Origin of the sequence: Streptomyces sp. NBC_01116 (genome assembly GCF_041435495.1) — a bacterium.
GTDB lineage: Bacteria > Actinomycetota > Actinomycetes > Streptomycetales > Streptomycetaceae > Streptomyces.
In genome coordinates this window covers 3,287,682-3,304,912 of the sequence record NZ_CP108644.1, presented here as the reverse complement: position 1 = coordinate 3,304,912, position 17,231 = coordinate 3,287,682, and the positions used below count along the sequence as shown (strand labels likewise).

Below are 17,231 nucleotides of genomic sequence, written 5' to 3'. Positions count from 1 at the left end.
GGCGGTCAGCCCTTCTCGGCGGTGGTCGCGGCGCCGGTGGAGGTCAGGTCGACGGGGCGTACGCCGAAGTGGGACAGGAGTGCGGAACAGGACCGGCAGGGCGGTGCGTAGCTGCCGTGGAGGGGGTCGCCGTCCTCGCGGATGCGGCGGGCGGTGAGCCGGGAGTGCTTGAGCGCGCGGCGCGCCTCCCCGTTGGTCAGGGGTTTCCGCTGGGCGCGTTTGGAGCGCCCGCTCTCGGCGGCGGTGAGCTGGCGGGAGAGCAGTATGGCTTCGGGGCAGCGGCCGGTGAAGCGTTCCCGCTGGCCGCTGGTGAGGGTGTCGAGGAAGTCCTGGACGAGCGGGTGCAGCACCGGTGGATGGTCCCCCTTGCCCGCGGTGCAGGTCAGTGTCTCGCCGCGTACGGACAGCGCGGCGGCCACGGCGGGGAGAATCCCGTCGCGGCGGTGGATCAGTCGGGGTGTACGGCTGGTGTCGGTGCTGCTCCAGCTGAGGCGCGGATCGCCTGATGTGACGGTTTGTGTGGAATGCATCGTGTTGACGTCCCTCCCTGCAATCCCCCGAGTTGCGGGGACAGCCTGCCAAATGTGCCGGGTGGTGGGGAAGCTGGGGCGGTGAAACGGGTCTGCGTGTCGCCCGAAGGTGCGGGACTGCCGCCTTACCGTCACGCGAATGTGACCGTTCGTGATGGATCCGGCGGGACGGGTTCCCCTGTTGCCCCACCGCTTAGGCTGTGCGGAACACCGGACGCAGCAGGGGGCAACAGCCATGACGACAGGTCGGCTCGGGCAGCAAGCCGCGCCACCGAACGCCGCCTACGCCGGGCAGGTCGTGAACTTCCCGGACCCGGTCCGGGCGTCCCGCCACCCCAGAGGGGTGCGGATGGACGGGAGCGGCCACCCGGTTCTTTCGCCGTACGCGCGTGCCGCCGCCGAGATCGCCGATCCGCCCCCGGGCTTCGGCATCGACGAGCTGCGCCTCACCGACTACGTGTCGGCGAACGCGGCGTTGGCGGCGAGCGGTCACGACCTGTGGGACACGATTCCCGCGGTGGCGACCCCGCACGGCTGGACCTGGCATCACGTGCCGGGCGGTCGGCGGATGGAGCTGGTGCCGGTCGAGGTGAAGGCGCTGCTGCGTCATCACGGCGGCCTGGCGGGCACGGACGTGGATCAGAACCGTCGTGGCACCCGCCCGTTGCAGGAGACCCGCCCGGCGCACTTCCGGCTGCCCAAGGGCGCGGCCGCGGTGAGCGAGCAGCAGGTCCAGGGCGTCGAGGAGGACCTCGGCTACCGGCTGCCGGGTGCGTACCGCTCGTTCCTGAAGGCGGCGGGCGGATCGGCCCCGGTGGGCGCGGCGTTGGACGCGGAGCTGGGGCTGCTGGTGGACCAGCCGTTCTTCACGGTGCGTGACGAGGCCGCGATGAACGATCTGGTGTACGTGAACAAGTGCCTGCGGGACCACTTCACCAAGGACTTCCTGGGCGTCGCGTTCGTCCAGGGCGGGATTCTCGCCGTGAAGGTGCGCGGTCAGGACCCTGGTTCGGTGTGGTTCTGCCCGTACGACGATGCCCGGGACCAGGACGGTTGGAGTGTCCAGGAGCGTGTGGAGCGGCTGTTGCTGCCCTGCGGTGCGGACTTCGACGCCTTCCTCCAGCGGTTGGCGGGCAATCCGCCGGAGCTGGAGACCGTGGCGAACCTGATGGTGGACGGCGGCTTCGCGCGCGCCGTCCCGGTGGAGGGGTGAGCGCGGTGGTGACTTTCGCGCAGGCGCAGGAGCGGGCGGACGAGTGGGTCAACGGTGACGTGCCCGCGTACCAGCACCGTGAGGTGCGGGTCCGTGAGTTCGAACTGGGTTTCGTGGTGTGGGCCGAGGACCGGGCGGAGGGCCCCGTGTCGGACGGGGGCCGTCAGCGGCTGGTGATCGCGCGCGACAGCGGTGAGGCGACGTTGTGGCCGGGACTGCCGGTGGGTGAGGTGATCCGGCGGTACGAGGAGGAGTACGGGACTCCGGCCGGTGCGCCGGTCGCGGCTCCGGAGCCGCCGCAGCGGGTGGACCTGAACCAGACGTCGTTCCTGTTGACGCCGCCGGAGTGGCTCCAGGAGGCGGCGGACAAGCTGGGGATTCCGGATCATCGGGCTGAACGGCGGGAGTCGCAGGAGGCGGCCGCGGCCGCGTCCGGTGCGCCCGCTGACCCAGCCCCAGCCCCAGCCCCAGCCCCAACCCCTGCCGTTTCCGTTTCCGGGTCCGCTCCTGGTTCCGATGTTTCCGAGCGCGGCCCCGTGCCCTCCGCTGTCGCGGATACGCCGCCGTCGCCGCGCTCTCCCGCTTCCGCCGGGGGGTCCGCCGCGTCGTGGCCCGCCGCCGGCGGCGACGCCCACGAGCCCACGGCCTCCGACGGGGTGCCGGCCGGGTCGACTCCCTGGGCGGGTACGGACACCAACTCGGACTCCGACGACGGAGCCGTTCCGCTTCCCGCGACGGTGTTCGCGCCGCCGCTGTCGGGCACGGACGACGAGGAGGCCCCGCCGCCGGTCGTCCCGGCGGAGGCGCCCACGGCCCTGATGTCCGGGGGCAGTCAGCTGCCGCGTACGCAGGTGGCGCAGGCGCTCCGGCCGGACCAGGGCCCCCCGGGCGGGGCCGGTGACATCGCGGACGCGGCCACCAGCAAGGCGGTCGTGCCGCCGCGCGGGGCTCGCGGGGGCGGTTCGTCGACCCCGCCGCCGCCCGGCGCCCCGGGGGTTCCCGGGATGCCGCCCGGTGCGACGCCGCCGCCCTCGGGTCCGGGTGCGCCCGGTGCTCCGGCGGGCGGGTACGTCCCGACGCAGCTCGTGTCCCAGCTCGGCCCGCCCGGCGCCACCCCGCCGCCGGGTCCGCCGCCGGGTTCCACCCCGCCTCCCGGTCCTCCCGCGCCTCCCGGTCCGCCGCCCGGTGCCACGCCGCCTCCGGGCGGGGGGATGCACCATGCCGCGACGATGTTCGCCGATGGGAGCAGCCTCGGTGCGGGTGTCGCCGGCGCGCCCAGGCCGCCGGGTCCGCCCGGTGCCCCGGGAGCTCCGCTGCCTCCCGGCCCGCCCGCTGTTCCGGGTGCGCCGCAGCCTCCCGGCCCGCCCGGTCCGCCGCCCGGTGCCACGCCGCCCCCCGGTGGCGGGGTGCACCACGCGGAGACGATGTTCGCGGGTCCGGGACAGGTGGGCCCTCCTGGTCCTCCCGGCCCGCCCGGGGCCCCGGGCGCCTCGCTCGGCGGAGCCCCCGGACCCGTACCGCAGCCGCCGGGTCCGCCCGGTCCGCCGCCCGGTGCGCACACCCCGCCGCCGGCGGCGTACGGCTATCCGCAGCAGCCCCCCGGCCGGCCGACCGTGGGCCCCGGCTACCAGGCCGTGCTGCGGTTCCGGGCTCCGGACGGCAGCGAGCAGCAGCTGATCCGGCGTTCGGCGCCGGGCACCCCGCACCCCGAGTGGCAGATGCTGCACGAGCTGCGGGCGATGAACGTGCCGCCGCAGCAGGTCATCGAGCTGCACACCGAGCTGGAGTCCTGTGAGCTGCCGGGCGGGTACTGCGCCCGGATGATCCGGGAGACCTGGCCGCAGGTGCGGATCACCAGCGTCGCCCCGTACGGCACGGATCACGCCAGCCGGCAGCAGGGCATGCAGCATCTGCTGACGCACCAGGGCGAGCTGCACCAGGTCGCGGACGGCCCGGCGCGGCCCGCGCCGGTACGGGCTCCGCTGCCGCAGATGCCGCCCGCGCCCGCGCTGCCGCCGGAGGCGGTGGCCGAGGAGCTGGCGCAGGCGTTCGGTCCGCAGGGCATCCTCCGGTTCGACCAGCGGGCGGTGTCCCGTCAGGGGGTGCCGGAGATCGTCGCGCGCACGCTGGTGTGGGCGGGGCTGCCCGCCGATTTCGGGCCGTTCTTCTGGGCGCAGCCGGGGCAGCCGGTGGTGCCGACGCTGGGCGAGCTGGCGGCGCAGCGTCAGGTGCAGGCCGCGCCGGACGCGGGGTCGTATCTGGTGATGGGCACGGACTTCGGCCGGGCGATCTGTGTTCAGTACGGGACGGCGAACATCGTGGCCGTGCCGGTGGAGGCGGGGCCCGGCGGACAGTCGGTGCCGCCGCAGTTCGTGAACACCGGGCTGCCGGAGTTCGTGCGGTCGATGGCGTTGCTGGGCAGGATGTGGCGGCTGCGGTTCGGGTTGAACCCGGAGCAGGCGGGGCGCTGGACCGTCGATTTCCAGGCACAGCTGGTGGCCCTGGACCCGGCGGCGCTGGCGTCGCCGGAGAGCTGGTGGTCGGTGCTGCTGGAGCAGATGTGGGACGGCCTGATCTGAGCCCTACGCAGGGCTGAGCGGCGAGCGTCCACGAGGCGCCCGGACCCGGACGGGCCCGGGCGCCTCGTCGTGTTCCGGGGCCCCGGGCCGATGATCACCGGTTCGCCCGGATCTGTGATGCCGGTCGCTTCCGGCCTGAATGCGGCTGATCGATTCCGACTTCCGGCACCAATTGCCGCATCCTTGACGTATTACGGGTGTCGGAGCGTGGCAGGGCGTGTCGGCGGGTCGGAGAGAGGTTTCAGGGATGAGTGCTGGACCGGGGTCCGCGTACGACGTCGTCGGGGTGCGGGGGCGTGGTTACCGTCCGGAGCAGGTGGACCGGGCGACGGCTGCCCTGACCGCCGAGCGGGATGCGGCGCTCGACGAGCTCGCCCGGCTGGCGGGCCGGGTGGAGGAGCTGATCGCCGAGTCCGCCCGGCTGGCGGAGACCGTGGCGACGCTGCCCGTGCAGGACTACGCCGAGCTGGGGGAGCGGGCGCAGCGGATCCTGGCGCTGGCCGAGAGCGAGGCGGAGGCGCTGGACGCCGGGGCCCTCGCGGCGGGCCAGGCGTTGCGGGACGCGGCGGAGGCGGCGGGCCGGGCGGCCGGGGACGCGGCGCGCGAGGCGGCCGGCGAGGTGCGTGCGGCGGCGGACGGGGCGGCCGAGGAGCGGGTGGACGGGGCGGTCCGGGAGGCGGAGGGCCTGCTCGCCGCGGCCCGGCAGGACGCCGAGGAGGTACGGGCGGCGGCCGCTTCCGCGATGGCGGCGACCCGGGACCGTACGGCGAGCGTGCTGGCCCACCAGGAGCAGGAGCACGCGGAGCGCCTCAAGGCGGCCGAGGCCGAACTGGCCGACCGGGACGCGGCGTCGGAGGTCCGGTTCGCGGGGCTGACCGAGCGGGCCGAGGCGCTGCTCGCGGAGGCGGGCCGGCACCTCGCCGCCACGCAGGAGGCGGCCCGGCACGGCCAGGAGGACGCGGAGGCGCGGGCGGCGGAGCTGCTGGCGGAGGCCCGGGTCCGTGAGGAGCGGGTGGTGCGGGAGACGGAGCGGATCCTGCGGGAGCACGAGGAGGGCCGCGAGGAGGTCCAGGCGCACATGGCGCACGTGCGCAGCTCGCTGGCGGCGCTGACGGGGCGGGTGGCGTCGGGGGACTGAGCGGGTGCCCTGCCGGTCCCCGCGATGCCCAGGTTCGCCACGGTCGCCGCGGTCGGCGTCGGACGGCTGAGCGGTTTCCGGCAGGTCGCAACGGGTGGCAACTCTTGACGAACGCGTGTTCTCGGGAGGTGATGGAAGCGTTCAGTTCACACGTTTCCGTTCCCCGTTCAGCAGGGAGTGTTCATGTCGGTCCCAGCGCCGGACATTTTGTCACCGGAGTTCGAGAAAGATCCGTATCGGGCGTATCGCCTGATGCGTCAGGACACGCCTCTGATGTGGCACGAGGCCACCGGAAGTTACATCGTCTCGCGTTACGAGGACGTCGAGCGCGTCTTCAAGGACAAAGAAGGCGAATTCACCACGGAGAACTACGACTGGCAGATCGAGCCCGTGCACGGGCGGACGATACTCCAGCTCAGCGGGCGTGAGCACGCCGTACGTCGGGCCCTGGTCGCACCGGCCTTCCGGGGCAGCGATCTGCGGGACAAGTTCTTGCCGGTCATCGAGCGCAATTCGCGCGAATTGATCGACGGGTTCCGTCATTCAGGGTCCGTCGATCTGGTCGCCGACTACGCCACCCGATTTCCCGTCAACGTCATTGCCGACATGCTCGGACTGGACAAGTCCGACTATGAGCGATTTCACGGCTGGTACACGGCCGTCATCGCGTTTCTCGGCAATCTCTCCGGTGATCCGGAGGTGGCGCGGGCCGGTGAGCGTACGCGCGTCGAGTTCGCCGAGTACATGCTGCCGATCATCCGGAAGCGGCGGGAGGCGCCGGGCGACGACCTGCTGTCGACCCTGTGCACCGCGGAGGTCGACGGTGTCCGGATGGGCGACGAGGACATCAAGGCGTTCTGCAGTCTGCTGCTGGCCGCCGGGGGCGAGACCACCGACAAGGCCATCGCCGGGATCTTCACCAACCTGCTCAACCACCCGGAGCAGCTGGAGGCGGTCCGCGCCGATCGCACCCTGATACCCCGCGCCTTCGCCGAGACGCTGCGCTACACACCGCCGGTGCACATGATCATGCGCAAGTCGGCGACGGAGGTGGCACTCGGCGGCGGCACCGTACCGGCGGGCTCCACCGTCACCTGCCTGATAGGCGCCGCCAACCGTGACGAGGACCGCTACCGCGACCCCGATGTCTTCGACATCTTCCGCGAGGACCTGACCGCGACGAACGCCTTCTCGGCGGCCGCCGACCACCTGGCCTTCGCGCTCGGCCGGCACTTCTGCGTCGGTGCCCTGCTGGCCAAGGCCGAAGTGGAGATCGGGGTGGGCCAGTTGCTGGACGCGATGCCGGACCTGCGGCTGGCCGACGGCTTCGACCCGGTCGAGCGCGGCGTCTTCACCCGAGGACCGCAGAGCCTGCCGGTCCGCTTCACGCCGGTGTCCGCCTGAGGAACCGGATCGTCGGCGTCGACCCGACCCCGGGCGGCCGGATCCACCACGGACTCCGGCCGCTCGTACCGCTGGTACCACTCGTACCGCTCGTGCCGCTCGGCGGCGGGGCCGCTACTGCGCCATCGGGCTGAACTGGACCGGCAGCGTCGACAGCCCGCGCATCCAGATCGAAGGACGCCAGGAGAGCTCCGCCGGGTCGACCGCCAGCATCAGGTCCGGCAGCTGTTCCAGCAGCGTCTCCACCGCCGTACGGGCCATCACGTCGGCCAGTAGCGGTGCGGGGTAGGGGCAGCGGTGTTCGCCGCCGCTGAACGAGAGGTGCGCGGAGTTCTCGGCGCCGACGTAGCTCTCCGGCCAGATCTCCGGGTCGGTGTTGGCCGCGGCGAGCCCGAGGACCAGGCAGTCGCCCGCCCGGATGTGCCGGCCGCCGAGCTGGGTGTCCCGTACGGCCCAGCGGCCGATGAAGTTCTGCGTCGGGGTGTCGAGCCACAGCACCTCGTTGAGCGCCTCGCCGACGCTGAGCCGCCCGCCGGAGACGTTCAGCGCGAAGCGTTCGTCGGTCAGGAGCAGCCGCAGCGTGTTGCAGATCCAGTTCGCGGTGGGCTGCTGGGCGGCGGCGATCACCGAGATCAGGTCCTGGACGATCTCCTCGTCCGTGAGGCCCGCCCCGTGCGTCACCATGCGGGAGGTGACGTCGGTGCCGGGCGCCGCCCGTTTGTCCTTGACCAGTTGGCGCAGCCGGTCGCCGACGCGTCCGTACGCCGCCACCGGGTCGTCGCCCTCGCCGGCGTCGAGCGAGATGCGCAGGTCGTCCACCAACTGCTGGGTGTCGGAGCCCGACACCGGCATGCCGCACATCTGGACCACGGCCCGCATCGGCAGGGCGTGGACGTAACTGCTCATCAGCTCCGTCCGGCCGCTTCCGGCGAAGTCCGCGATGAGCCGGTCGGCGATGCGGCGGCAGTCGCGCGCCAACTCGAACTGGTCGATGCCTTCGAGCGCTTCGGTGATGACGCCGGCCCTGCGCCGGTGCTCGTCGCCCTCGGTGAAGAGCACCGACGGCTGGTAGCCGACGAACGGCATCAGCGGCCAGTCCGGGGGGATGGAATCCCACTGGTTCCAGCGGCGCGAGTCCCTCGCGAACAGCTCGTCGTGCGTGGTGACGTAGGACAGTTCGGCGTAGCCGAGGACCAGCCAGGCCGGAACGTCACCGTCCAGCAGCACCGGCGCCACCGCCCCGTGATCCCGCCGCAGCGAACGGTAGAGCTCCGTGGGCGTCTGCTGGTAGGAGGCTCCGGAAAGGCGCACCGGGCCGGCACCGGCACCGGCACCGGCGCCCACCGGGCAGCCGGAGGGGGCCTGGGGGTTGAAGGAGGGGCTGGAGGGGCTGGAGGTGCTCATGGTGTCGTCTCCCGGGCGATGGCCATCGTGCGCAGATGGTCGACGAGCGTGATCAGGACGTTCTTGCTGGACCGCCGGACCCGGGCGTCGCAGTCGATCATCGGGATGTGCTCGGGCAGTGCCAGGGCCTGACGGATCTCGTCGAGGGAGTGGGCGAGGTCGTCGTCGAAGCGGTTGACCGCCACCACGAACGGTGTGCCGTGGTGCTCCAGCCGGTCGATCGCGTACCACGAGTCGTCCATCCGGCGGGTGTCCACGAGGACCACGGCGCCGAGCGTGCCGGAGAACAGCCGGTCCCACAGGAACCAGAAGCGTTCCTGGCCCGGTGCGCCGAACAGGTAGAGCACGATGCGCTCGTTGAGGCTGATGCGTCCGAAGTCGAAGGCGACCGTGGTGGTCGTCTTGGCGTCGACGCCGTCCGTCTCGTCGACCCCGACGCCCGCCTGCGTCATCACCTCTTCGGTGTTCAGCGGCCGGATCTCGCTCACCGAGTGGACGAGGGTGGTCTTCCCGACGCCGAATCCTCCGACGACGACTATCTTCAGGCCGGTTTCCGCGGCGTCGGCCAGCGGTGTGCGCTGTGCCGGCAGCTCATAGCTTGCGGAGCCCATGCAGCACCTCCTTCAGCAGGTCGGAGTCGGGGAGCGCGCTGGGTGAGGCGGCGGTGCGGGGGTGGCGGGCGGTGATACGGCCCATGTCGTGGAGGTCGTCGAGCAGGATGCGCACCACGGTGACGGGAAGCGAGAGTTCGGCGGCGATCTCGACGACGGCGGTCGGGTGGCGGCACAGGTCGAGGATCCGCGCGTGCTCCGACTGCATTCCGGCGGTGGGCCGGCACTCGCTGACCACGAGGGTCACCAGATCGAAGGAGTCCGCGGAGCGGCTGCGTCCGCCGGTGACCGTGTAGAGCCGGTCGGGGGCTCCCGTGTCGACGGGGCGAAGGGTCATGACGCGCTCCTCGGCACCTCGCCGCGTGGTGCGGCGCGCAGGTGCTCGCCGATCTGCTCGACCATCTCCGTCATCTGGTGGCCCACCACGCTGGGGTCGGCCTCCTCCGTGGCGACGACGGCCAGATGCGCGCCCTCACCGGCTTCGACGATGAAGAGCAGACCGCCGTGGAACTCGGTCATCGAGTGCCGGACGCCTCCGGTGCTGTCGCCGAACTCGATGGAGGCGCCCTGCGCGAGCGCCTGCATGCCCGAGCAGATGGCCGCCAGTTGATCGGCCTGGTCGAGGGTGAGGTGCTCGGTCCAGCAGAGCTTGAGCCCGTCACGTGACAGGGCCAGGGCGTGCCGGGTGCCGGGGGTCTGCTCGAGGAGCCTCTGCAGGAGCCAGGTGAGGCTGTTGTCTGTGGTCTGCATGATGAGTGACGGGACCGCGGCGCCGGGGGAGCGGCGAGGGCCCGTACCTCCAATCTCGGGTGTTCGAGCGAGCGCGTCCGGTGGACCGGACACCGAACGGATGGGGGTTCCGGGTTACGGAGCGGTGGTCGGCGGTACGGTCCCGCCGTCGGGTCCTGCGGCTCGGCCGTCGAGGTCTCCGGCCCTGCCTTCGGGATTGCCGGGAGTGCTGCCGGGGTTGCCACCGGCCTTCGTACCGCGCCCGAAGGCGCCGAACTGCTGTCCCGCGCTGCGGGGCGGTGAGGTTCGCGGCGCGGTGCCGCGCGGGTCTCCCGGAGCCGCGGGCGCGGGCGAGCCGCGATGGCGTCCGCGCTCCCGGTCCGCCTCCGCCATGGTCCGGCCGGGCGTGCGTACGGGCAGGCCGCCCGGGGTGGAGCTCACCGCCGGGCCGCCGGCACCCCGTCCGGGCTGGCGCGGACGGACCACGAGGTGGTTCTCCGCCGCAGCGGGCGCCGGCGGAGCGAACGGGTCCCGCGGAGCGAACGGGTCCCGCGGAGCGAACGGGTCCCGCGGAGCGAACGGGTCCCGCGGAGTTACGGGGGCGGGCGCGACCGCTTCCGGCACGGAGGGCGTCAGGGGCGCGGGGGCGGCGGGCGGCTGCGTGTAGCCCGGTGACGGCGGCTGTACAGGGGTGGGCTCGGGTGCGGGCAGCGGCGCCGGGAAGGCGGAGGCGGCCGGTGCGAGGGGTGCGGGCGGTGCGGGCGGTGCCGGGGAGGCGGGCGCGGGCGGCGTCGCTGCGGGTGCTGCGGGCGCTGCGACCGCCCGCTGCATCGGGGCCGGGTGGTTCTCGCGGGGCTCCTGCGCGATCAGATGGCGGGGGAGCAGGACGACCACGCCGGTGCCGCCGCGCGAGGACGGGCGGTAGTTGACGCTGATCCGGTGCTTGAGCGCGAGCCGTCCCACGACGGCGAGGCCGAGCCGGGTGCCCTGGAGGGTCGCGAGGTCGGTCGTCCGGCCGGCGACGGAGTCGGCCGCCCGTCGCATCGCCGCGTCGGCCATCTTCAGACCGCTGTCCTCGATGGTGACGACGATGCCGGTGCCGCGTTCCTCGACGTAGACGTGCACCTCGTCGATGGGCGGCGAGAAGTTGGCGGCGTTGTCCATCAGTTCGGCGAGCAGGTGCATGACGCCTTCGGCGGCGAAGCCGGAGATGGAGACGTTGGAGGAGCAGTGCAGGCGTACGCGCTGGTAGGCGGCGATGCGGCCGACCGCGCCGCGCAGGATGCTCTCCATGACGATGGGCCTGTTCCAGGCGCGGCTCGGCCGGCCGCCCATCAGCAGCGCCAGCCGGTCGGTCATCAGGCCGAGCTGCGAGGTGCTGTGGTCCAGCTTCAGCAGATCCCCGAACACCTCTTCGCCGTGACGTTCCTGCATGGTGCGCAGATCGGCGAGCATGCTGACGGATTTCGCCTGGACCCGGCTGAGCGCCTTGGCGGACGCGGTCGTCGCCGCGAGAGCACGGCGCTCGCTGAGCGAGAGCTCCCGGAGGACCGCCTCGACCGACGCGCGCAGCAGCGGCTGTTCCGGCAGGTACACCTCGGACAGCACCGTGGCGCCGGACTCGCCGTCACGGAGCCTGGCGACCACGCCCGGCAGCGTCTCGCGGGTGAACCGGTCGACCTCGGAGGTCAGCGCACGCAGCTCCTCACGGAGCCGGGCGTTCTCCGCCCCCAGCTCGTCGTGGACCCGGGTGCTCTCCGTCCGCAGCGAGGCGGTCTGCTGCGTCTGCCCTTCGACCGTGGTCGCGAGGACGTGGAGCAGCTTGCGCTGACGCGGGCTGCGCGGCAACGGGACCCGGCCGAGGGCGTCGGCGGCCGTCACCCCACCGCGTACCAGCTGGATCAACGCGGGCAGCGCCACGTCGGCGGTGTGCGCCGTGTCCGTTTCGAGAGCGGCCAGGGCGGCCTTGAGCCGTTCGGCCTCCGCGCCCTCGGCCGAGGCCGAGCGCCGGGCCCGCCGGGTGACGCCGTGAGCGGTGGCGAGCGTGACGGCCAGAGCCACCCAGGCGGTGAGAACCACCGCCACAACCCAGCCGCGCGCTTCCGAGGGCGCCAGAGTCGCTGCCACGGCTCCGGCGACGGCACTCGCCGACAACACGGCCACAAGCGGGGCTATCGCGGCCCTGGGCGTCTTCCTCGGCCGGTGCTGGCTGGCTGGTGCGGGTTTCGGCATGAATGCGGTCCCTCAGATCTACCGGGCAGAAGGTATGCGGCCGCTCCGAGAAGGTGCAGATCACCTTGGTGCATCGGAGCAAACCGGAAGCGGTCTTTCCTGTCAGGGGTTGACCACATCGTAGACATGCTTGTGCGGTGGATGATCCGGACTGCGGCATAGTCCGTGGGCAGAGTGATTTTGTCGAGAAGTGGCCAGCGGCCTGTGACCGTTGTGGTAGTCGCGAGGCGGCGCGCTGGCGACGGCGGGCGCTCGGACGGACATCGGCCACTGGCGGGCGGTCCAGGTATGTGCGGTACACCCGCCGCTGGGCCTCGGATGAAGCCTTGGACGAAGCCGCGGATCACGCCGCGGATCAAGCCGCATATCAAGCCACGAAGCGGAGATGACCACTGCGGAGGAGTTCTTTTCGGTCAATCTCGAAAACCTCGCTGTGCCGTTCGATCGGCACAGCGAGGTTGCGGCGGTGCCGGTAGATCCGGGATGACACCAGTAAGTGCTCAATGACACCAGTAAACGGGGCGGTACGGGCCCTCGCCCCGAGAGGCCGTTCGGCCGGAACGCGCGTCAGCGGGCGACGACTCCGGCGATGAACGCCGCCCAGGCGGCATCGGCCGGCACCAGGGCGGGGCCGTGGGGGTTCTTGCTGTCACGGACGGGGACGACGCCGGGGAATCCGTCCGCCACCTGTACGCAGTTGCCGCCCTCCTGGTTGCTGTAGCTGCTGCTGCGCCAGGCGGCGGCGGTCAGATCGGGACGGGACACTCGCTGCACGGTTATCGGCCTCCAACACGGATCGGATCATGGCGAGTGACATCAGCGGCGGCAGTGCCATCGCCCTGAGCTGATCGTAAGTGAGAACGAACCGTTCGACATCGTCCGGTTCCTCGGTCAACTGGCCGTGGTGCGCGCCCTCCGTGTAGGCGACCTCGGTGCCGTCCGGCATCACCAGCACAGTGAGGGAACCGCCCAGCGAGCCGTGCGCGCCCTGGTCGAACGGCAGCACCTGGATCGTGATGTTGGGCTCCTCGGCCATCCTGAGCAGCTTCTCCAACTGGCCGCGCATCACGGCGGATCCGCCGATCGGCCGGCGCAGCACGGCCTCGTCGAGGATGATCCACAGCTCCGGCCGGTCCGGGCCGGTCAGCCGAACCTGTCGGTCGAGCCGGGCCGCGAGACGTTCCTCCAGGTGCTCGGAGTCCCGCAGCGTGTGTCCCACGCTCAGCAACGCCCGCGCGTACTCCGGTGTTTGCAGCAGGCCGGGCACGGCATGCGAGGCGTACTCGCGAACCACCGCCGCACGGGCCGAGTATGCGATGAACGCCCGCGACCAGTCAGGGAACGCCTCCCGGTACACGTACGGCCAGAGGTCGATCAGCAGGTCGTCCGCGACCAGCTCCCTGTCCAGGGCCCGGGTCAGCTCCAGCGTCGGCTTCGCCCCGGTCGCGCGCTCGATCTGGGCGATGCGGCTGCCGACCACATGCGTGAGTGCGCCCACGTCGGTCTGGGTGAGCCCGGCCGCCGTACGTAACTTGCGTACGCGCGATCCGAAGAGCGCGGCCATGGAGGACTGCGGGTCAATGGGTTTGGTCACGGCGCTGCTTCCGTTCCTTACGGCCTGCGAGGTAAGGCGCTGTCACCTTCCGACGCTAGGCCGCGCTGCCGACTCTTGAGTACGGAACGTCACGGAACTCGCACGTGTGGGTGACGTGAGGAGAGTCGAGCGAACGGATGGTCGGCATGACCGGCAAGAAGACGCCCGCGGCGGCGGAGACCGCCCGACGGGAAGAGGCCCCGCCCCTCCCGCACCGCTTCGGGCTGACTGCCAACGGCTACGGGAGCCTGTCGCGGCAGTTCCCCTCGACACCCCGGGGAGCACAGCTCGTCCGTCGCACGGTGGTGCGGCAGCTGGGGTACTGGGGGTTCGGGCCGATGACGGACGCGACGTGCGCGGTGGCCCTGGTGCTGGGGGAGCTGGCAGCCAACGCGGTGTGCCACGGGCGGCTCCGGGGGCGGAACTTCCATGTGCGGGTGGAGTACGAGGGTTCCGCGAGCCGTTTCCGTATCGAGGTCTCGGACGCCGTCCTCGGCCGGACGCCCGAGGACCCGAAGCTGCCGCCGGACGATCAGGAGTCGGGGCGCGGCCTGTTCCTGGTGGAGTGCCTGGCGTCGCGCTGGGGGTGGGAGCCCCGGAATCCGATCGGGAAGACGGTGTGGGCGGAGGTGGCGGCGGCGAGGCCTCCGGGTGGTCCGGGGTCTCCGGGCGAGGACTGAGGACGCTCCCTATGCGCTGTGCATGATCTGGATCAGGTTGCCGACGGTGTCGTCCAGGACCGCTGTGGTGACGGCGCCCATCTCCGCCGGCTCCTGGGTGAACCGCACGCCGAGCTTGCTCAGTCGCTCGAACTCGGCCTGTACGTCGTCCACGGCGAAGGCGGTGGCGGGGATGCCGTCCTCGACCAGGGCCGTCGTGTACGGCCTCACGGCGGGGTGCTTGTTCGGCTCCAGGAGGAGTTCGGTGCCTTCGGGGTCCTCCGGCGAGACCAGGGTCAGCCAGCGGTCCTCGCCGCCGAGCGGGACGTCGTGCTTCTTCCGGAAGCCCAGGACGTCCGTGTAGAAGCGCAGGGCCTTCTCCTGGTCTTCGACGAAGACGCTGGTCAGGTTGATCCTCATGGGGTGCTCTCCGGTGTCTGTGGTGGCTTCGGCCCGAGCCATCGGCCGGCGATGTGCTCAAGGGGTTCGGTGTCGAGGTCGTGGAACTTGTAGCGGCCCTCGCGGCGCGAGACGACCAGGCCCGCCGCCTCCAGGACGGCCAGGTGCTGGCTGACCGCCTGGCGGGACAGGCCCAGACCGTGCCTGGTCGCGAGCCGCGCACATATCTCGAACAGGGTCTGACTGTTCCGTTCCGTCAGCTCGTCGAGGATGCGCCGCCGGGTGGGGTCGGCCAGGGCCTTGAAGACATCGTCCGCCATGACCCCACGATAGGCAAGTAGCGACTTGCCTATCAAGGCGGGTCCCGGGTCCTCCCAGGCGAGGCGGTGGGTCCGGTTGCCGGGATCCGCCGACGACTCGCGGAGCAGAGGAGCGCCCGGCAGGAGACGTGGGCATCCCGCCGGGCGCTCGCTTGAGGAACGGGCTCTACCCGTGCCTCGCGTAGACCTGCTCCTCGCCGAGGCGCTCGCAGAGCAGCGCGGCAATGTGCCCGGTCCCGGTGCCGATCTCCAACACACGGTGCCCGTCCTCGACGCCGAGGAGCCCGAGCATCCGGGCCGCCATCGACGGCATGGAGTTCGACGACGTCGCGATGCCGGGCCCACCCCCGATCCCGTCGTCGAGCTCCGGGACGACCGGCTCGTCCGAGTGGACCAGCGTCGCCCGGTCGTCCGTCCCGAAGACTGGTTCACACCGGTCCTGTAGCTGCCGCTCAAGATGCTGCCCCGCCTCGCGGAACTGGAAGCCGACCTGCTCGACCGCCGGGCCCGCGCGGAAGCCGAAGGCTGGATCGGTGAGATCGAAGGCATCGACCTCACCCTCACCTTCCTCCGCAGCAGGAGGGACGAGACCCAGCGCCGCGCGCAACGCCCGCCCGTCGACCTCGGCATCCCCGCGCGCCGCCGTCCGAAAGAGTCCGAATGACCTTCCCCAGGTCAGTGGTGCTGGATTCCGAGCTGGCTTGCGGCGGCGTCCACGGTCTGTGCGAGCAGAACGGCGATGGTCATAGGCCCGACGCCGCCAGGCACCGGGGTGATCAGACGGGCGCGGGTGAAGGCGGTGTCGAAGTCCACGTCGCCGACGTTGCCCGGGTTGTATCCGGCATCGATCACGATCGCGCCGGGCTTGATGTCCTCACCCCGGATCAGCCGGGGGCGTCCCACGGCCGCTACCACGACGTCCGCTTCCCGGATGACCGCCGACAGGTCGGCCGTGCGGGAGTGGCAGTAGGTCACCGTTGCGTCCTTGGCGAGCAGGAGCATGCCCACCGGCTTGCCGAGGATTGCGCTGCGGCCCACGACGACGGCGCGCTTGCCGGCGAGGTCGACGTCGTATGCCTCCAGTAGTCGCATGATGCCGCCCGGCGTGCAGGACACGAAGCCCGGCAGGCCAAAGCTCATCGCGGCGAAGGAGTGCATCGTGACCCCGTCGACATCCTTCTCCGGGGCGATCGCCTCGAACGCCGCGCGCTCGTCGATGTGCGGGCCGCAAGGATGCTGGAGCAGGATGCCGTGCACCTCCGGATCGGCGGACAGGCCGGCGAGGGTGTCGATCAGCTCAGCGGTCGTGGTCGTGGCAGGCAGACTGATGTGCCGGGACTGGATACCTGCCTTTGCGCACCTCGCCCGCTTCATGCGGACGTACGTGACCGACGCGGGGTCCTCTCCTACCAATACGGTCGCCAGACACGGGGCAGTGCCCGTGCCTTGTGAAATCTCCGCCGCCTTGGCAGCAGCCTCTTCGACGATGCGCTTGGCAAGGCTGGTGCCGTCCATGAGCTGGGCCGTCTGAGTCGCGGACACGATTGTCCTCCAGGCGTTGCTGACTACTCGCCCAGGCGCACGGCAACGACGTCTCGTCAGACCGCTCCCCGGTGGTGCTCCACCTCAGCGCCAGTCACGGCCCGCACCGCACTGTAGTCGACCAACTGCTCGCACAGCGCAGCACCCTCATCCCTGACGCGCCCACGACCTGCTGGGCGGTCGCCGACCATCCCGGCCCCATCCCCATCCAACTCGGAGGCCCTTTGACGAGTCACATTCCCCTCTTCACTGGTGAGAGTGAAGTGCAGAGAAGCACACAACTGCACACCCCTCAGCCGGAGGTGCCCCATGTCGCTACAGTTCATCGGAATCGACCCGCAGACCGGCGACGACGAGAGTTCAACCGTGTGGGTCGACCGGGGGAAGGGCGAGCTCGTCTTTCAGGGGTGGAAGCCGAGCCCCGAACTCGAAGCCCGCCGAATGGCGGGACGGCTTCCGCCACGACCCTGCGGACCGTGCGTCCTGGTGGCGGCCCTGGCTCGACCTGGTCGCCGAGACCGTAGGCCGCGGCGTCGTCATCCGCCGGGCCCGCATCGTGTCCGAGCCCGCCAGCGAGTACATCCGCTACGAGCACTCAGGCACCTTCACGAACATCGCGGCCGGCGAACAGGTGCGGTGGCTGCCCCGCCGCCACGCCTCCGACATCGCCCTGCCCGGCAATGACTTCTGGCTGTTCGACGACCGCCTCGTCCGGTGGAACCACTTCGCAGGCGACGGCTCGTCGCAGGGCCCGGAGCACACCACCGACCCGTCAGCGGTGAAGTTGTGCGGCGAGATGTTCGAAGCCGTGTGGGGCCGAGGCGTAGCGCACGATCAGTACGAGATCCGCTGACGACCGCACCCGGACAGGCCGGCA

General features: G+C 71.6%; 16 protein-coding genes, 2 pseudogenes and 1 riboswitch. Of the genes and pseudogenes, 6 read left to right on the top strand and 12 right to left on the bottom strand.

What is annotated here, in order from left to right:
- Window positions 1-5 precede the first annotated feature (5 nt).
- Window positions 6-530, bottom strand: coding sequence for a YwqJ-related putative deaminase (locus tag OG245_RS14315; RefSeq protein ID WP_371623898.1), 525 nt, complete (start codon window positions 528-530; stop codon window positions 6-8).
- A 235-nt stretch (window positions 531-765) separates the two neighbouring features.
- Between OG245_RS14315 and OG245_RS14310 the strand changes: the two genes are divergently transcribed.
- From OG245_RS14310 to OG245_RS14295, 4 genes are all read left to right on the top strand, one after another.
- Window positions 766-1,743: an SMI1/KNR4 family protein gene (locus tag OG245_RS14310; protein WP_371623897.1), complete on the top strand. Its 978-nt coding sequence runs from the start codon at window positions 766-768 to the stop codon at window positions 1,741-1,743.
- Window positions 1,740-4,322 carry an SUKH-4 family immunity protein gene (locus tag OG245_RS14305; RefSeq protein ID WP_371623896.1) on the top strand — a complete coding sequence of 861 codons (2,583 nt, stop codon included), beginning with the start codon at window positions 1,740-1,742 and terminating at the stop codon, window positions 4,320-4,322. The genes OG245_RS14310 and OG245_RS14305 overlap by 4 nt, the downstream gene beginning before the upstream one ends.
- Window positions 4,323-4,569: 247 nt before the next feature.
- On the top strand, window positions 4,570-5,460 hold the full coding sequence (locus OG245_RS14300) for a cellulose-binding protein (protein WP_371623895.1): 891 nt from the start codon (window positions 4,570-4,572) through the stop codon (window positions 5,458-5,460).
- Between the two features lie 252 nt (window positions 5,461-5,712).
- Complete coding sequence (locus OG245_RS14295) at window positions 5,713-6,864, top strand: cytochrome P450 (RefSeq protein WP_371623894.1); 1,152 nt, start codon at window positions 5,713-5,715, stop codon at window positions 6,862-6,864.
- 114 nt (window positions 6,865-6,978) lie between these two features.
- Here OG245_RS14295 and OG245_RS14290 read toward each other — a convergent pair whose 3' ends face one another.
- The 7 genes from OG245_RS14290 to OG245_RS14260 all read right to left on the bottom strand — a co-directional run bounded on the left by OG245_RS14290 (window position 6,979) and on the right by OG245_RS14260 (window position 13,404).
- On the bottom strand, window positions 6,979-8,268 hold the full coding sequence (locus tag OG245_RS14290; RefSeq protein WP_371623893.1) for a cytochrome P450: 1,290 nt from the start codon (window positions 8,266-8,268) through the stop codon (window positions 6,979-6,981).
- Window positions 8,265-8,879, bottom strand: coding sequence for an ATP/GTP-binding protein (locus tag OG245_RS14285; protein ID WP_371623892.1), 615 nt, complete (start codon window positions 8,877-8,879; stop codon window positions 8,265-8,267). Before OG245_RS14285 ends, OG245_RS14290 begins: the two co-directional genes overlap by 4 nt.
- Window positions 8,860-9,216 carry a DUF742 domain-containing protein gene (locus OG245_RS14280; protein WP_003968604.1) on the bottom strand — a complete coding sequence of 119 codons (357 nt, stop codon included), beginning with the start codon at window positions 9,214-9,216 and terminating at the stop codon, window positions 8,860-8,862. The genes OG245_RS14285 and OG245_RS14280 overlap by 20 nt, the downstream gene beginning before the upstream one ends.
- A complete protein-coding gene (locus OG245_RS14275; RefSeq protein WP_007447032.1) occupies window positions 9,213-9,629 on the bottom strand; it encodes a roadblock/LC7 domain-containing protein in 417 nt (138 codons plus the stop codon). Before OG245_RS14275 ends, OG245_RS14280 begins: the two co-directional genes overlap by 4 nt.
- Before the next feature lie 114 nt (window positions 9,630-9,743).
- Window positions 9,744-11,840 carry an ATP-binding protein gene (locus OG245_RS14270; RefSeq protein WP_371623891.1) on the bottom strand — a complete coding sequence of 699 codons (2,097 nt, stop codon included), beginning with the start codon at window positions 11,838-11,840 and terminating at the stop codon, window positions 9,744-9,746.
- A gap of 567 nt (window positions 11,841-12,407) precedes the next feature.
- Entirely contained in the window at window positions 12,408-12,527 is a 120-nt protein-coding gene (locus tag OG245_RS14265) for a DUF397 domain-containing protein (RefSeq protein WP_371623890.1), read from the bottom strand.
- The gene (locus OG245_RS14260; RefSeq protein ID WP_371627885.1) at window positions 12,490-13,404 is read right to left on the bottom strand and encodes a Scr1 family TA system antitoxin-like transcriptional regulator; all 915 of its coding nucleotides are present in this window, start codon (window positions 13,402-13,404) and stop codon (window positions 12,490-12,492) included. Before OG245_RS14260 ends, OG245_RS14265 begins: the two co-directional genes overlap by 38 nt.
- A 167-nt stretch (window positions 13,405-13,571) precedes the next feature.
- On the opposite strand from OG245_RS14260, the gene OG245_RS14255 reads away from it, so the two are divergent.
- Complete coding sequence (locus tag OG245_RS14255) at window positions 13,572-14,114, top strand: ATP-binding protein (protein ID WP_371623889.1); 543 nt, start codon at window positions 13,572-13,574, stop codon at window positions 14,112-14,114.
- A 9-nt stretch (window positions 14,115-14,123) separates the two neighbouring features.
- Here OG245_RS14255 and OG245_RS14250 read toward each other — a convergent pair whose 3' ends face one another.
- The 4 genes and pseudogenes from OG245_RS14250 to OG245_RS14235 all read right to left on the bottom strand — a co-directional run bounded on the left by OG245_RS14250 (window position 14,124) and on the right by OG245_RS14235 (window position 16,354).
- Window positions 14,124-14,513: a VOC family protein gene (locus OG245_RS14250; RefSeq protein ID WP_371623888.1), complete on the bottom strand. Its 390-nt coding sequence runs from the start codon at window positions 14,511-14,513 to the stop codon at window positions 14,124-14,126.
- Window positions 14,510-14,812, bottom strand: a complete 303-nt coding sequence (locus tag OG245_RS14245; protein ID WP_371623887.1) for an ArsR/SmtB family transcription factor — start codon at window positions 14,810-14,812, stop codon at window positions 14,510-14,512. Before OG245_RS14245 ends, OG245_RS14250 begins: the two co-directional genes overlap by 4 nt.
- Window positions 14,813-14,990: 178 nt before the next feature.
- A pseudogene (locus tag OG245_RS14240) lies at window positions 14,991-15,263 on the bottom strand (methyltransferase); the annotation flags it as partial.
- Window positions 15,264-15,487: 224 nt separating this feature from the next.
- The gene (locus OG245_RS14235; RefSeq protein WP_371623886.1) at window positions 15,488-16,354 is read right to left on the bottom strand and encodes a bifunctional 5,10-methylenetetrahydrofolate dehydrogenase/5,10-methenyltetrahydrofolate cyclohydrolase; all 867 of its coding nucleotides are present in this window, start codon (window positions 16,352-16,354) and stop codon (window positions 15,488-15,490) included.
- 22 nt (window positions 16,355-16,376) lie between these two features.
- A riboswitch (ZMP/ZTP riboswitch) is annotated at window positions 16,377-16,462 on the bottom strand.
- A gap of 328 nt (window positions 16,463-16,790) precedes the next feature.
- On the opposite strand from OG245_RS14235, the pseudogene OG245_RS14230 reads away from it, so the two are divergent.
- Window positions 16,791-17,207, top strand: a pseudogene (locus OG245_RS14230) (DUF6879 family protein); the annotation flags it as partial.
- Between the last annotated feature and the right edge of the window lie 24 nt (window positions 17,208-17,231).